The following is a 15,735-nucleotide window of genomic DNA, read 5'->3' as shown; positions in this document are numbered from 1 at the left end:
TCATAATAACTTCTCCCGATTTACTTCATACATTTTAGTATAACGGGGTTTTGAGCTAGAAAAAACAAAAAACCCCGAATAGATCCACTTTTTTTTTAAAGTGTCTACTATTCGGGGTTCAGTTCAATGATATCCTCATGGTGCTTTTTTTTGAGAAAATAAAAAGCCCCCTCATTTGTGAAGGAGCTTTATGCCTTACAAGCCTTTGGTTTTATCTTCATTATATCCTGCAGTGAAGATACCAGTTAGAAACAGCACGAAGGTTACCAAAATGATCCAGAACACCACTGAGAAAGACATAGAAGAACACCTCCTAGTAAACTACCCCTTATTATACTCTAGCTGAACAAGAAAAATAAACCAAAAGTTGATCGTCATTAGGTAAAAAGAGATTGCAACGTATAGAACACCTAGGATACAATCAATCTGGTTAGATTTGTAATTATTCTATTAACTTCTTATATATAACGATTAACGCACTTTTGTGCTATGATTTAGGGGGTTACGAAATGAATCAAGTTTGGCGTGTAGTCATTATTGACGATCATCCCACGATTAAGATTGGCACCAAATTAATATTGGAAGAACAGGAGAATCTGATCGTTGAGGGGATGGCTTCTACTTCGGTGGAAGGAATTCGTCTCGTAGCAGAGCTGCAGCCGGATTTGGTCTTATTAGATTACCAATTGTCTGAGGGTACGGCAGAAACCATTTTTCCAGAAATGAAACACCGCTCCCCTGACAGTCATTATATTATTCTAACTTCTTCAGAAGATCTCTCTATTTTTCAATTGTTGATGGCTCGAGGGGCAAGCGGAATTATTTCCAAACAAGCATCTCCAGCGCAACTGCTCCATCTAATTGCAGGTTTACGTGAAGGGGTAACTACTATTCCGCTAATGTGGCTTAAGCAGGGAGTATGGCCTTTGCCAATGCCAAAACCTGATGAAGGCAGTTTCCCGCTAACAGAAACCGAAATGAAGGTTATGGATCGGATTGTGCAAGGCGTTACCTACGATAAAATTGCAGCGGAACTTCAAGTCAGCAGACGATCTATAGATAATTATTTGCGCAAAATTTATGTAAAACTAGCGGTAACAAGCCGAGCTCAGGCGATAGAGAAATATACGCTTTATTTTCGGGAAAATAGAGAACTGTACATGTAAAAAATCGGGAAGCTTGGAAGTGACGAATAAACTATAAGCGACCTTCAATTACATAATGATATTCCTCCAGAGCTTCTTTACCAGCAGGTGTAAGTACGTACAGTCCCCGTGATACCCGTTCGAACCATCCGTAGTAGTTACGCTGTAAAATGGCTGCAGCGCTTGATGTACCGCTTAAGTCTCGAACTACAGAAGGTCTCATCGGCGTCCCATCACGCATCGCATGTGCGACCCGAAGTGCTTTCTCACGGTAGGACGTTACTATTTTTTGACCATGGCTGCCGCCCACATTGTAATCTCCGCTTCGCTCTTTGAACTCTTGTACCAGTCGCGATTGCCTCGTCTTAACGATCGGTTTGGAAGATGCAAAAGCGGAAGGTTCACATAGAATCTCGACAAATGGAGATTTCGTTTTAAAATGAGTAACCGTAATCAGACCGACACCAATTTTGCGGCATAGCGCCGTAATTTCGCTCCAGCGCTGATTGTGAGCTCCTTTTTTATGACGATTTCGTTCAACAGCTAAATAGACGTTAGAGCTTAGCTTAAGGCGTTCCATTCCCTGCAGCAGCAGCGGAAGATTGAACGTTTTTTTCATTTCCACAATAAGCGGTTCCTCTTCACCTTGCTTCATTCCGACCAGGTCACAATGGCGCACTTCGCTCTTGATTTCGTATCCGCGAATTTCAAAAAAATTTTTTATTGGCTTGTACAGCTCCGTTTCATGCCTTACGGCCATGATGCCTTCTCCTTTGTTGTTTGTTAAACCGATTATATCACATGAAGACTTCCTAAAACGGTGAAAAATTGGTCAACTAAACCCAAGAACCCGCATAGTTATGTAGTACACTTTTTTATTGATAGAGTGCTTGTTCCGTTACCTTTAGTTTGGTGTGAATGCTAAATTCATAATGGAAGCATGGGAGGTACCAAGCATGGATATTTTTAAGCGCGTAGCAGCCTATCGAGCAGAGAGTGATCGTCTGGAATGGAGCGGTACTTTTAAAGATTATATCGAACTTCTGAAGGTTGATCCTACTCCTGCTATGACTGCCCATGCCCGTGTGTACGAAATGATAAAGTCTCATGGTATTGAAGAAATTCATGGGCATAAGCGATACAAATTTTTTGACGAAGAAATTTTCGGATTAGACCGAGCGATCGAAAAATTAGTAGAGGAGTATTTTCACTCTGCAGCAAGAAGGCTGGATGTCCGCAAACGGATCTTATTGCTCATGGGACCAGTCAGCGGAGGGAAGTCGACGATCGTCACTATACTAAAACGCGGTCTTGAGAAGTTCTCAAGAACAGACAAAGGCGCGGTGTATGCAATCGATGGGTGCCCAATGCACGAGGAGCCGCTGCACTTGATCCCGCTGGAAATTCGGCCTGAGGTAGAAACAGAGCTCGGAATACGTATCGAAGGTAACCTGTGTCCGGCTTGCCAGTTGCGGCTGAAAACGGAGTACGGGGGTGATATTGAGAAAGTGCCAGTGCGCCGTGTATTGATCTCCGAAGAAGGGCGTGTCGGTATCGGTACATTTAGTCCGTCCGATCCGAAATCACAGGATATTGCAGATCTTACGGGAAGTATTGATTTCTCTACCATTACAGAATACGGCTCAGAATCCGATCCACGCGCTTACCGTTTTGACGGCGAATTAAACAAGGCGAATAGAGGGCTGATGGAGTTTCAAGAGATGCTGAAATGCGATGAGAAGTTTCTGTGGAACTTATTGTCGTTAACGCAGGAGGGAAATTTCAAAGCAGGCCGCTTCGCGTTAATTAGTGCTGATGAATTGATCGTGGCACACACGAACGAAGCAGAGTATAAGGCGTTTATTGCCAATAAGAAGAACGAGGCGCTTCAGTCCCGGATGATCGTCATGCCTATTCCGTACAATTTGAAAGTATCGGAAGAAGAAAAAATTTACTCCAAATTAATCCATCAAAGTGATATGAACCATATCCACATTGCACCTCATGCACTCCGTTCTGCTGCTATCTTCTCCATTCTAACGAGGCTTAAGGAGACGAAGAAGCAAGGGATGGACTTAGTCAAGAAAATGCGGTTGTATGACGGTCAGGAAGTTGAAGGGTATAAAGAAGCCGATCTTAAGGAAATGCAGAGTGAGTATTCAGAGGAAGGGATGTCGGGTGTAGATCCACGGTATGTCATTAATCGAATTTCGAGCGCTTTAATTAAACAAGATCTTCAGTGCATTAACGCACTAGACGTGCTTCGAGCGATTAAAGACGGATTAGATCAGCATGCATCCATTTCTAAGGAAGATCGGGAAAGATATTTGAATTTTATCGCCGTTGCCCGCAAAGAGTATGATGATCTAGCCAAGAAAGAAATACAGAAGGCATTTGTCTATTCCTTTGAGGAGTCTGCGAGAACGTTATTTGAAAATTATCTGGATAACATAGAGGCATTTTGCAATTGGACGAAACTTCGTGACCCGCTTACAGACGAGGAAATGGATCCGGATGAGCGTCTTATGCGATCGATTGAAGAGCAAATTGGCGTATCGGAAAATGCGAAGAAGGCTTTTCGTGAGGAAATACTAATTCGTATCTCGGCGTACTCACGTAAAGGGCACAAGTTCGAATACAGAAGCCATGAACGACTTAAAGAAGCGATTGAGAAGAAATTGTTCGTAGACCTTAAAGATATTGTGAAAATTACAACTTCTACGAAAACTCCTGATGAAAATCAGCTAAAACGAATTAATGAAGTGAGCAAAAGGCTCATTGACGATCATGGCTACTGCCCTGTTTGCGCCAATGAATTGCTCCGGTATGTAGGAAGTTTATTGAATCGCTAAATGAACATAATTTAACAAATCTCCTTTTTATTACTATAAGGGGATTTTTTTCTGTATAAATCGACTAATATTTTCTAAATTATCATTCATTATCCTTGTTAAAGCTGGTCAGAGTAATATAATATCCGTATGGATATTGTCTATTATGACGCAGAGAGAGAGAGAGGAACAAAAGTCGTATGATAAATGTTTCATCAGAGCGAAAAAAACAGTTAGATTTCATTGGTCTAAAGGAAGAAGACTTGCAGCTGTTAGCAGCGAATCAACCTATTTTTGAGATTGTTGCAGAAAAGGTAGTTGATCAGATCTACGAGCACATTGAACAACAACCAGCACTTATGGAAATCATTTCGAAGCATAGTACAATTGAACGTCTCAAATCGACACAGCGTGACTATTGGATGTCTCTTGCGGCAGGTACAATTGATGAAGCTTTTATCGAAAATCGCATTCGCGTTGGTCTTGTGCATTCGAGAATTGGCCTCACCACAGACTGGTATCTAGGTACGTATATGGTTTACTTAGATATTGCGACTTCTCTCTTGAAAGAGGCTGTTCCAACTCATTGGTACAATGTCGTACATGCATTATCTAAAATGTTCAACCTTGATTCTCAATTAGTGCTCGAAGCTTATGAGAAAAAGGAAAAAGAAATATTGAAAGATCTCGCGGAAGAGAAAGAGCAAATGCTTCAAACCGTGACAAATGTGGTTCAAAATTTAACGGCGATGATTGTCGAGCTGAACCAAAGTGCACAGTCCATTGCATCTTCTGCGTTAACGACTGCTGATTCACAAGATCATGCAAATAGTCTTATGGAAGAGCTCAATATCGAAGTGAATCAAATTAGCCAAATGAGTACATTAATTGAAGAAATCGCGTCGCAGACTCATTTGCTTGGTCTGAATGCCGCAATTGAAGCTGCCCATGCAGGAGAACAAGGCCGCGGCTTTGAGGTTGTTGCCAACGAGGTAAGAAAATTAGCCTCTAACTCCGGACAGGCGCAAAAGGAAATTCAAGCGATTGTCGAAGGTATTCTTCGTAAACTAACAATCGTACAAAATGAGTCGGAGAAAATTACGGTAAATGCCCGTGAGCAGGCAGCAAGCTCGCAAGAGTTAGTATCTTTCGTCGAAATGATTGAGAAAGTCGCTACCGACTTGGAACAATTGCAAAGACGTGCTTAATAAGGGGAATGTAGAAAGGGACACAGCAACTGCTGTGCCCCTTTTATTTGGGATGGGTTATAAAAACTTTCGGTAATGCTTTTTCCCGTCATAAGTAAAAAGAACCTTTTTATCTTCCACAACTGTCTCTAGATGAACCGTTCTGCCCCATAGTTGGTTTACATACGGAAGGGTGCGCTCCATATATTTGAGATCCAACTCAATTCCTTCATATTGATGTTTCAGCACAAGCTCGCCGGTTCGCAAATAATCTCCATCCTGCACAACCAAATAAGGTAATCCGCCGTTTACACGAGATAGAACAAGCTGGTCTCGGATGTTTTCCCAAGTTTTATCAGTAATTTTCCACTCAGGGCCTTTCTTTTCGAACACATATAAATCAAGATCCTCTGTTAACTGCTTCGATAAATAATTACGGATGAAAGAGAGATCTGAATCGAACTCGCGAACCTCAAAAATTTTCTCTCTGCCCCTGCCAGGTACTCGCCCGAATCGATCTTGTTCCTCTTTCGTTGGTTGGTCCCAGCGCCGTTCAATATCCTCGAAAATTTTTAGTCCTACATAATAAGGGTTAAGGCTATGTCTAGTCGGCTGCACAACCGATGCATTCAGTTTCGCAAATTCAACCGTCTCATCACTTGTTAAATCAAGCTCACGCACAATCCGCTGATGCCAGTAGGAAGCCCAGCCTTCGTTCATGATCTTCGTCTCCATCTGCGGCCAGAAGTACAGCATTTCATCACGGAGCATACTCATGATATCTCGCTGCCAGTCTTCGAGTACCTCCGAGAATTGCTGAATGAACCAGACGACGTCTTTCTCCGGCTCTGGGGGGAATCGGTGGATCTTTATAACTTTTTGGTCTGACGCTTTTGGTTTGTCATCTAGATTCCATAAGTCGTCGTATCGACCTGGCTCGCGGTATTTATATTCTTTCTCTTTCTGCTCACGTTGCTTTAGCTCCATATAACGCTGCTTGTCGAGCTGCTGTGGTTTAATGAGCTGAGGGTCTACATGTTCATGTACAGCAAGCACTGCATCGATGAATGACTCCACAGCTTCTGTACCGTGCTCGAGCTCATACCGGCTAATACGCTCAGCTGTCGCTGCCATACTCTCAACCATGTTGCGGTTCGAAGCAGAGAATCGATAGTTGTTCTTGAAGAAATCACAATGCGCGAGCACATGGGCGACGATCAATTTATTCTGAATGAGGGAGTTCCCATCTAATAGGAAGGCGTAGCATGGATTGGAGTTAATGACGAGCTCATATATTTTACTAAGCCCGAAGTCATATTGCAGCTTCATTCTATTGAAATTTTTTCCAAAGCTCCAATGACTGAAGCGGGTAGGCATTCCATATGCACCAAAAGTATAGATGATGTCAGCAGGGCAAATCTCAAAGCGCATTGGATAGTAATCAAGGCCGAATCCATCCGCAATTTCCATAATTTCGGCAATAGCACGTTCAAGCTCACGGTGATCATCCTGCATTAGACCGCACTCCCTTCCCGTTTATGAAAGAAGCTTCTAAGCGCTTGGTACACTTCTCCCTTCTCTTTAATGACATAGTACATGAATTGTTCCTTTTTAATATAACGATAGGCTGCCATCAGTGTACTGCTCCGGTTATATTGATTGACTTCACCATATCCGAAAATATTGCTTCGCTTAAGCAGTTCATCAATGAGCTTCACGCAGCGTTCGTTATCCGACGTTAAATTGTCGCCGTCTGAGAAGTGGAATGGGTAAATATTGTAACTGGAAGGAGGATAGCGGCTGTCGATGATTTCAAGTGCTTTGGCATATGCAGAGGAGCAAATCGTTCCGCCGCTTTCGCCGCGGGTGAAAAACTCTTGCTCATTTACCTCCTTTGCTTCTGTATGATGCGCAATGAACACAATTTCGACCTTCTCATATTGACGGCGGAGAAAGCGAGTCATCCAGAAGAAGAAGCTGCGTGCACAGTATTTCTCGAAGGAGCCCATGGATCCAGAGGTATCCATCATCGCGATTATGACGGCATTTGATCGAGGGACAATGATATCTTCCCATGTCTTATATCTGAGATCATCAGGACTAATTCCATGAATACCAGGATTACCGTTTGTTGCATTCCGCCGCAAGTTTTCAAGAATCGTCCGTTTTTTATCAATATTGGACATCATCCCTGTTTTCCGAACATCGTTAAAGCGAATGGACTGTGTCTCGATCTCATCTCGATCTTTTTGTTTCAAGTGAGGGAGCTCCATATCTTGAAACAACATTTCTTCAAGTTCTTCAATGTCAACTTCGGCTTCAATATAATCATGACCAGGTTGATTTCCGGCTTTCTCACCTTTTCCAGGCTGAGGAGTAGGGTCCTTCCCAAGTACATCCCCGACCTGACTGTCACCATCTCCTTGACCTACATGCTTTTGCTTTTGGTAATTATAAATAAATCGGTACTCGTCTAAACTCCGAATAGGCACTTTAATGATTTGTTTTCCATCCGACATAATAATATTTTCTTCGGTTACGAGGTCCGGCAAATTTTGTTTAATGACTTCTTTGACTTTCTGCTGATGCCGGCGCTGATCTTGATAGCCTTTACGGTGTAAAGACCAGTCCTCTTGCGATACAACAAACAGATGTTGATCCGGTGAATACACTAGCGAGCACCTCCCACAGTGAAAAGTAGACAGCTCAGTTTTGGTTTGGACTGTTGTTAATCAAGTATATTCACCAGAGAGGATGATATGTGATGGCGTTAGCTGAATAATATCGTCTTACTTCAAGGATATATGGGAGATATATCATTATAGTTAAAGCAATTCACAAAAAGAGCTTGCTATCCTAAGATAACAAGCTCTTTTGTATTTACATTAACCACCTATTTTATTTTACTTTTTTCGCATAAAAAATCGCAATCGTCTTTGGTCCACAGTGGCTTGAAATAACGCAGCCAGCTTCAGAGATCGCAACCTCTCTAACGGAGGTCTCTTCTTGGAGCTTGCTTTGAAGCCATTTCGCATCTTCTTCAGCCATCGTGTGAGCAACGAAGATGAGATCGTTATCCATTTCATCCCGGTTACTCAGCGTATTTTGCAATATTTGAATGAGTGCCTTTTCGCGTTTGCCGCGAACTTTATTTGCCGAGTTCAATTTACCATTAACGACATTAACGATTGGACGGATTTTCAGCAAGCTCCCAATTAAATTTTGCATACCGGAGAGTCGTCCGCCTTTATACAAATATTCCAGCGTATCAATAAGAATTTCGGATTTAATTTGTGGTCTTACGGCCTGCAGAAGCTCTACAATCTCAGGGACACTCTTACCTTCCTCGGCCGCACGCACCGCTTTCATGACAAGAAGCCCAAAGGCGCTACATACATTTAAAGAATCAAATACGGTAACTGTACCTTCTGGGAACTCGCCTGCAGCTATTACTGCATTTTGATACGTCGAAGAAATCTCGGATGAGAGGCTGATATATAAAATTTGATCTCCCTGGTCAATATAGGGCTGGAATGCAGCTAAGAAATCAGCAGGTGAAGGAGCAGCTGTATTCGGCAAACTTCCTCTTTCATCCACTTTGCGGTATAGATCTTCCGGTGTCATATCGACACCGTCTCGGAACGATTTATCACCAAATACGACATAGAGCGGAACAATTCCGATGTTATACTTGCGAATCCAATCTTTAGGTAAATCACTAGTACTATCGGCAAAAATTTTAATTTGCGGCATGTACATCTCCCTTAGTCATAATACTTTCTTAGTAAATAATATGCCGATAGTCTTCTCGCCGCAATGGCTTGAAATCACACAGCCTGCATTGGAAGTAATTACGCGTCTGGCACCTGTCTTCTCGCGTAAAATTTGTTGTAAATTTGCTGCATCATCATCAGCGAGTGAGTGGGTTACGAATATCGTATCCCCATCCATTTGATCAATTTTGTCTAGGGTATTGTTAAGAAGCTGTTCAATTGCTTTTTCCCGTTTCCCACGAACTTTGTATGCGGGAGTCATTTTTCCATCAATCACTTTGATCACAGGTCTAATTTTGAGCAAGCTACCTACAATATTTTGCATGCCTGAGCAGCGGCCGCCCTTATATAAATAATCAAGAGAGTCAATGACAAACTCCGTCTCTACTTGTGGTCTTACATTATGTAATAGCTCAACAATTTCGGACACTGTAGATCCTTTTTCCGCAGCATCAACGGCCTTCATGACTTGCAGACCTATTCCTGTAGATAGGTTGAGGGAATCGAATACAGTGACTCGGCCCTCAGGAAACTCATCTGCAGCAATCTGTGCATTCTGATAAGTTGAAGATAGTTCAGAAGATAAGCTAATGTAAAGAATGTCCTGCCCTTGTTCTATAAACGGCTTGAATGATTCCATAAAATCAGCTGGTGAAGGTGCAGCCGTCTTCGGAAGACTTCCAAGCTGCTCGACTTTCTCATAGAGCTGGGGAGTAGTGATGTCAACACCATCTTTGTAAGACTGTTCACCGAAGATGACATATAGAGGAATGATACCGATATGATGCTGCTTAATCAAATCCTCTGGCAGGTCACATGTGCTGTCGGCGAAAATTTTAATGCGTGTCATGTATACTCTCCTTCCATAAAAGTACTTCATCACGCTATTACTAGAATAATATATCAGAGACAAGAATGGAATGTGAGAAGTATAAAAAAGTCTGCCGCGGCTATATAAGCTTAAGCAGACTTTCCGTATGGCTATTGCAACGCAGCGCTAATCATGACGAGCAGAGCAATGCCTAAAATAACTAACGAATTTAGAACTGTTCCGACAATCGCGAATACTTTTTTGCGATTTTTCATCGCGAGACCGATAATACCCAGCACTAAACCGATCACATTAAGCAAAATAAAGAATAAAAATCCTATGGCGGTAAATCCGATGGACATTAGCTGACCATCCGTTGCCCCCATATCCATGTCAAGGCTGTTACCGGAAATGTGATCTGCTACAAGCACACCTACGATGACAGAACAAACGATGGACCCCAAAATACCGACTAAACTTAACACGAATGAAGCGATTCCAAGACCGGAGAATTTGAGTTTTTCAGGCTGTTCCATAGCTGGAGATACATTTAGAGGTGATGATTCCATTTCGGAAAAATGATTTTCCATGTAAAGTAAATCTCTCCTTTATACCGTATTTATTCATTTTACTATACACAAAACTTGGGGGCTAGTGGAAAATACCTTTCACAATAGAGTAAAATAAAGAGGACTTGTAAAAAGGAGCTGGGAAATGACATGCAGCGTAGGTATATTCAAATTGGTGCGGTTATGGCGATGCTCTCGGTAGCTATTGGAGCTTTCGGGGCGCATATTTTGAAGTCGCACATTAGTTCAGAAATGATGGAAGTCTATCACACAGGCGTGCAGTATCATATGATACATGCCATCGGCATAATCCTAATCGCGCTTGCTGCAGGACAGTGGGGCGAATCGCGCAAATTGCTGTGGGCAGCACGGCTGCTGTTTGTTGGTATTATTTTATTCTCGGGCAGTTTGTACGTGCTAAGTATTTCGGGAGTTCGCATATTAGGAGCGATTACTCCACTCGGCGGCGTATCTTTCATTGCAGGATGGCTGATGTTTGCAGCCGCAGCGGTCAGCATTAAGAAGTAAACGAACAAAAGCAGTCTTCCGCAGCCTTGAATGAAGGACGGATGGACTGCTTAATTTGTAGTTATAATCTGTTTTGAGGGATCGTTAAGTGTTTACAATTTCATCAATTTCATTCAGTTTAAAGGAATATACTTGTTTCTCATCTACATGATATACACTTACTAATTGGTTACTTAGATCGTAATTTAAAATGCGGCATGGTATACTCGCGTGCTTGCCATGCTTGTTAATGAATAGCCGCACCAAACGGTTGTCATGAATAAATCCATCGAGCCAATTTTGTACATCAAATGGAGCTTCGTCTTTGGCTTTAGGAGATTCCTGAACGGTTGCTTTTGCAGCATGATCAGGAGTGCTTGTCTTCACATTTGACTCTGCCGTTTTTTTAATGAGAGACTGTCTCTTCGCTTTCAGTGTAGCATCAATAATTTCTCCAAGTTCCATTCCTGATTTAATACGAAAATCTGCGACGGAATCATCGCTGTTCAGAAGTTCAAGCAAAGTTTGCATTGCAAGAGCATTTGTTGAGCTTTTAATTAGAATATCAACATTAAATAAAAATCCAACTTCTTCTTGAGTAGATTGTTTCCTTTTCATAATTCCCCCGGGTGAAAATCTAATATGTCTTGTAAGCCCTTTAAATATACCATCAATTGGTTAATTTTCATAGTCCTAATGACTTACAATTTTCAAACCTCCGAACCTCTAAATTAGTATAAATATGGTAATATTTGCTCGTGTAATCTCACGCATCTAGTCGTTATGGCATAAGTTATGTTGAGTACATCTTAGGGAGGTGTCTAACTTTGGTCACGATAGAACCGATTGTAATCGGTGATGTGACTGTCATCGGTGTTGAAGTGAAGCTTCCTAAAACAACCTTAGTTGCCGTCACAACCGAGCGAGGGTACATCATGTGCGGTGCACTAGATGTAGGATTGCTCAATGAAAAGCTTAAGGATCGCGGCATTATTGCAGCACGAGCGGTAGGTGTACGGACATTGCAGCAACTTCTTGAAGCGCCTATTGAATCCGTAACCATTGAGGCTGAAAAACTGGGAATTATTCCTGGTATGAAGGGCGAAGAAGCACTTATTAAGATGCTGTAATTTATTGCAATTTTGCACGACAACAACGGGGCCGATGGCCCTATTTCTTTTTACGAATACATACATAAATATTACATTACATGTAACATATTAACAGGTTAATTTATTGACATAATGCTTGATTTATAGGGATGATCTCCTGTACCGTTAATGAAGTACTTTTATACATAAAGGAGAGACATCATGAGACAGACAAAAGCTGGGCTTCTAGCGGTTATTTTCTTCATCATCTTTGCTGCAACCGCTCAAGCCGCCGCAAGTACACAATCGCCAATTCGCGTTTGGTTAGATCAGAAAGAAATGAAATTCCAGATTGCTCCCGTCATTAAAAATGGAATCACGTTCGTTCAATTTAAACCGTTGTTCCAAAGCTTAGGTTATGATGTGAGCTGGGACGCGAAGACGAAACAAGTTGCTGCAACAGCAGGCGGCCAAAAGCTGCAATTAACGATCAACTCTAAAACAGCTTATGTGAACGGAGGCAAGAATTCCCTTCAAGAAGCTCCGTTTATTACAGGCGGCAATACGTTAGTTCCTCTTCGTTTTATTGCGGAGTCAACAGGATATCCTGTTCTATGGGATGCGAAAGCTCGCACGATTAAAATTGATAGACAGTCGGTAGTTACGAAAGTGACGAAGGAAGTCAATTCATTTTTTGTTAAGTTTGCAGCTGCTGAGAATGCACGTGATTTAACGAAGACGATGCAATTGATCGATCCGAAATCTCCGGATTTGGAACAAGACAAAGAAATGTATCAAATGCTCTATGACAAGTTTCAAAGACATATATCATTTGGTAGCGTGACTAATGTAAAAGTTTTTGGGAATACAGCAATCGTTACAGTAGATAAAACGGAAAAACGATCAGGCGGCCCATTCTTCTGGGATTCTGTACAAACATATGAGATTACACTGAAGAAATCGACAGCTGGAAGCTGGAAGCAATATTCATACGATCTAGTTGACATTAACTACATTACTGATGAATTAATAAAAGGTCAGCCAAACGTACCGGAAAATGAGAAGAGTGCTATTACGAAACCGCTGAATGACCAATATGACGGCTTCAATAAAGGCGACCTCAATATCATTTTGTCTGCGCTGGATCCTGACTCCCCGTATCGCGATTTTTACAAAGAATTAGCGGATTCTGGTTATTTTAAAGACAATAAAACACATATTATCGCTGATTCTATGAAAATTGTAGAGTATACCGGTACGGATGCCGTTGTTTATGCAGAAGAGACAGATGACAGCTATGGTCAGGCAGATAAGTACCAATCACTTTACTGGGTTGTAAAATCTTCGAATGGTAATTGGCTCATCTACGACATCATTGATGGTTCACAAGAGTAAATAGCATTAAATTTAAAAGGTATCCTCTGAGTCCGCATTGACTCGAAGGATACCTTTTTTTATTGAATTTAGTTGAATAAGGCAGCTAGATTGTCTTTGAATGGCGCCTTAACAATCCCTTTTTCCGTAATAATCGCAGTTACATATTCGTTTGGAGTAACGTCAAATGCTGGATTAAATACTTTAATGCCTTCCGGAGCAGTTCGTTTGCCAAAGCCTTCAGTCACTTCACTGGCCGGCCTTTCTTCGATCGGAATATGCGCTCCTGTTGGCGTACTTAAGTCAATGGTCGATAGCGGACTAGCGACATAGAACGGGATACCATGTGCTTTGGCTAATACAGCAAGGCTGTAGGTGCCGATTTTGTTGGCTACGTCACCATTGGCAGCAATGCGGTCTGTGCCGACAATAATGGCTTGAACCCATCCTTTTGACATGACCATACCTGCCATGTTGTCAGTAATTAACGTGACGTCAATACCTGCTTGCTGCAGTTCAAAGGCTGTCAGTCTTGCACCTTGCAGTACTGGACGAGTCTCATCAGCGTACACTTTAAATTTAATGCCCTGTTCATGAGCCAAATACATTGGCGCAAGCGCGGTTCCGTATTTAGCTGTTGCAAGTCCGCCTGCGTTGCAGTGGGTTAGAACTCCCATTCCGTCTTTAAAAAGCGGCAATGCATTCTCTCCAATTTTGCGGCATACTTCTTCGTCTTCTTGATGGATTGCGATCGCTTCTGACAATAATTCTGTATGCCATGTCGTGACATCACCCGCAGCAGATTGTGCAATTTGTTCAGCTTTTGCCTTCATCCGATCAAGCGCCCAGAATAGGTTCACGGCAGTAGGACGGGAAGTAGCAAGATAATCGGCTGCTTTTAATACGTGGCTTAGCCAGTCATTCATTTGATTACCGCCGAAATCCTTACTAGCCAGAACGACCCCGTAAGCAGCTGCAATGCCGATAGCAGGTGCGCCGCGCACTTTCATAGCATGAATCGATTCCCAGACTTCTTCGGGTGTATATAAATCTAACATAACGATTGAATCCGGTAGAAGACGCTGATCAAGCATAATGAGCTTGTCTTCGCCCCACCGCAGAGACAGCAGCGGTTCAAAAGCTGTTTTGCTGGTTGCTGCTTCCTTGATGCTTTTCAAACTCATACTCGAACTCCTTTTTGCTGTGCAGCTTGTTCTGCCTTCTGAATCACTTCCCCAATGGAAACAGCGTTGCGATTGATTTTGATTAGACTTTTACCAATCGCAAGTGCAGTGCGTTTTGCTTGTTCTTGGATAGCGAGCTCCTCTATCGTATCGATGTCCGCTACGTGAGAGAGGCCGACAATGCGGCGTACCATTTTGCAGCCGGCGAATCCAATTGCGTCGCGAAGTATTTTTTGAACATAGAGATCTTGATAGCCAGGCGTTTTGGCTGTAATATCTAAGACTTCTTCATTCCACAAAGCTCTGAAATTCGTTTCAAATTCGGTCCAAACATCACTTACCATGCGAAGCAGACGTTCACGGCGTTCGTGTAATGTCTGTTCATCGCTGCTCCAACCAGGCTGTGCCGAATAGTTGAGCAGCAGATTGGCGATGACCGCCCCAATATCAAATCCCATAGGTCCGTAATATGCGAACTCAGGATCAATCACTTTCGTAGACTCAGGTGTAGCAAAGATGCTGCCTGTATGTAAATCTCCATGAATGAGAGCTTCGGCATGCGTTAGAAATTTCTCGCGCAGAAGGGCAACTTCTAGATGAAGCTCTGTATCGTTCCATAATGCTTCCGCCTCATCGCGAATGTCTTCTGAAAAGCTGTTGTTCGGCGAATCACGGTAAGGATCCTCGAATATGAGATCTTCCGTAATTTTGCACAAGTCCGGGTTAATGAATTGCTTCACACGTTCTTTCTTTTCTTGCTGATTCATGCCAAGATCGGAAGTATAGAACAGCGTTCTAGCGAGGAAACGACCAATATGCTTAGCAAACAGCGGATAAGCAGTTCCTTCGATAAGACCTTTACGCATAATCGTATGATCACTGAGATCTTCCATTACGGTAATAGCGAGTTCACGATTGGAATAGAAGACTTGCGGCACCAGATCAGGGCAGATGCTGTGCTGGATATTCAGAGCTTCACTTTCAATGCGTGCCCGGTCCAAACTAAGCGGCCAAGATTCTCCGACGACCTTTGCATAAGGCAGAGCTTGTTTAATAATAATGCTCTTGCCATTCTCATCAGTAATATGAAACACTAGATTTAAATTACCATCGCCGATTTCACGGCAGCTAAGCTCGGCATCCTTACGGAAATGGCCGGGTATTTTTTTCGCAAGAGAGATAGCGTCTTGAATAGTTAATGGATGATATTGAGTCAAGGCAACAGTCACCTCCAAAGTAATGAATGAAACCGCCGAATAATGT

The 15,735-nt window shown here is 42.4% G+C and carries 15 protein-coding genes; 6 read left to right on the top strand and 9 right to left on the bottom strand.

What is annotated here, in order from left to right; genetic code table 11:
• The first annotated feature begins 509 nt into the window (after positions 1-509).
• Entirely contained in the window at positions 510-1,166 is a 657-nt protein-coding gene (locus J2Z20_RS13645) for a response regulator transcription factor (protein WP_209851255.1), read from the top strand.
• A gap of 31 nt (positions 1,167-1,197) precedes the next feature.
• Here J2Z20_RS13645 and J2Z20_RS13640 read toward each other — a convergent pair whose 3' ends face one another.
• Entirely contained in the window at positions 1,198-1,905 is a 708-nt protein-coding gene (locus tag J2Z20_RS13640) for a DUF2161 domain-containing phosphodiesterase (RefSeq protein ID WP_209851252.1), read from the bottom strand.
• A gap of 196 nt (positions 1,906-2,101) precedes the next feature.
• On the opposite strand from J2Z20_RS13640, the gene J2Z20_RS13635 reads away from it, so the two are divergent.
• Together J2Z20_RS13635 and J2Z20_RS13630 are read left to right on the top strand one after the other, a co-directional pair.
• The gene (locus J2Z20_RS13635; RefSeq protein WP_209851249.1) at positions 2,102-3,997 is read left to right on the top strand and encodes a PrkA family serine protein kinase; all 1,896 of its coding nucleotides are present in this window, start codon (positions 2,102-2,104) and stop codon (positions 3,995-3,997) included.
• A gap of 179 nt (positions 3,998-4,176) precedes the next feature.
• Positions 4,177-5,184 carry a globin-coupled sensor protein gene (locus tag J2Z20_RS13630; protein ID WP_209851246.1) on the top strand — a complete coding sequence of 336 codons (1,008 nt, stop codon included), beginning with the start codon at positions 4,177-4,179 and terminating at the stop codon, positions 5,182-5,184.
• 57 nt (positions 5,185-5,241) lie between these two features.
• Here the strand turns inward: J2Z20_RS13630 and J2Z20_RS13625 are convergent, their stop codons facing one another.
• The 5 genes from J2Z20_RS13625 to J2Z20_RS13605 all read right to left on the bottom strand — a co-directional run bounded on the left by J2Z20_RS13625 (position 5,242) and on the right by J2Z20_RS13605 (position 10,337).
• Positions 5,242-6,678, bottom strand: coding sequence for a SpoVR family protein (locus tag J2Z20_RS13625; RefSeq protein ID WP_209851243.1), 1,437 nt, complete (start codon positions 6,676-6,678; stop codon positions 5,242-5,244).
• Positions 6,678-7,835 carry a sporulation protein YhbH gene (gene yhbH / locus J2Z20_RS13620; protein WP_209851240.1) on the bottom strand — a complete coding sequence of 386 codons (1,158 nt, stop codon included), beginning with the start codon at positions 7,833-7,835 and terminating at the stop codon, positions 6,678-6,680. The genes J2Z20_RS13625 and yhbH overlap by 1 nt, the downstream gene beginning before the upstream one ends.
• A gap of 226 nt (positions 7,836-8,061) precedes the next feature.
• Positions 8,062-8,916: a DegV family protein gene (locus J2Z20_RS13615; protein ID WP_209851237.1), complete on the bottom strand. Its 855-nt coding sequence runs from the start codon at positions 8,914-8,916 to the stop codon at positions 8,062-8,064.
• 15 nt (positions 8,917-8,931) lie between these two features.
• Entirely contained in the window at positions 8,932-9,786 is an 855-nt protein-coding gene (locus J2Z20_RS13610; RefSeq protein WP_209851234.1) for a DegV family protein, read from the bottom strand.
• A 131-nt stretch (positions 9,787-9,917) separates the two neighbouring features.
• Positions 9,918-10,337 carry a hypothetical protein gene (locus J2Z20_RS13605; RefSeq protein WP_209851231.1) on the bottom strand — a complete coding sequence of 140 codons (420 nt, stop codon included), beginning with the start codon at positions 10,335-10,337 and terminating at the stop codon, positions 9,918-9,920.
• A 129-nt stretch (positions 10,338-10,466) separates the two neighbouring features.
• On the opposite strand from J2Z20_RS13605, the gene J2Z20_RS13600 reads away from it, so the two are divergent.
• Complete coding sequence (locus J2Z20_RS13600; RefSeq protein ID WP_209851228.1) at positions 10,467-10,844, top strand: DUF423 domain-containing protein; 378 nt, start codon at positions 10,467-10,469, stop codon at positions 10,842-10,844.
• A gap of 84 nt (positions 10,845-10,928) precedes the next feature.
• Here J2Z20_RS13600 and J2Z20_RS13595 read toward each other — a convergent pair whose 3' ends face one another.
• Positions 10,929-11,441 (bottom strand): hypothetical protein, encoded by a 513-nt coding sequence (locus J2Z20_RS13595; RefSeq protein ID WP_209851226.1) that lies wholly within the window; start codon positions 11,439-11,441, stop codon positions 10,929-10,931.
• Between the two features lie 209 nt (positions 11,442-11,650).
• On the opposite strand from J2Z20_RS13595, the gene J2Z20_RS13590 reads away from it, so the two are divergent.
• Both J2Z20_RS13590 and J2Z20_RS13585 read left to right on the top strand, forming a co-directional pair.
• Positions 11,651-11,953 (top strand): YunC family protein, encoded by a 303-nt coding sequence (locus J2Z20_RS13590; RefSeq protein ID WP_209851224.1) that lies wholly within the window; start codon positions 11,651-11,653, stop codon positions 11,951-11,953.
• A 183-nt stretch (positions 11,954-12,136) separates the two neighbouring features.
• Positions 12,137-13,309 (top strand): copper amine oxidase N-terminal domain-containing protein, encoded by a 1,173-nt coding sequence (locus J2Z20_RS13585; RefSeq protein WP_209851222.1) that lies wholly within the window; start codon positions 12,137-12,139, stop codon positions 13,307-13,309.
• Positions 13,310-13,377: 68 nt separating this feature from the next.
• On the opposite strand, the gene mtnA is transcribed toward J2Z20_RS13585, so the two are convergent.
• Positions 13,378-14,472 carry an S-methyl-5-thioribose-1-phosphate isomerase gene (mtnA, locus tag J2Z20_RS13580; protein WP_209851220.1) on the bottom strand — a complete coding sequence of 365 codons (1,095 nt, stop codon included), beginning with the start codon at positions 14,470-14,472 and terminating at the stop codon, positions 13,378-13,380.
• Positions 14,469-15,689 carry an S-methyl-5-thioribose kinase gene (gene mtnK, locus J2Z20_RS13575; RefSeq protein ID WP_209851218.1) on the bottom strand — a complete coding sequence of 407 codons (1,221 nt, stop codon included), beginning with the start codon at positions 15,687-15,689 and terminating at the stop codon, positions 14,469-14,471. The genes mtnA and mtnK overlap by 4 nt, the downstream gene beginning before the upstream one ends.
• Positions 15,690-15,735: the final 46 nt, after the last annotated feature.

This window comes from Paenibacillus sediminis (genome assembly GCF_017873765.1).
GTDB classification, from domain to species: domain Bacteria; phylum Bacillota; class Bacilli; order Paenibacillales; family Paenibacillaceae; genus Paenibacillus_AG; species Paenibacillus_AG sediminis.
This window is presented reverse-complemented; position numbering and strand designations above follow the sequence as displayed.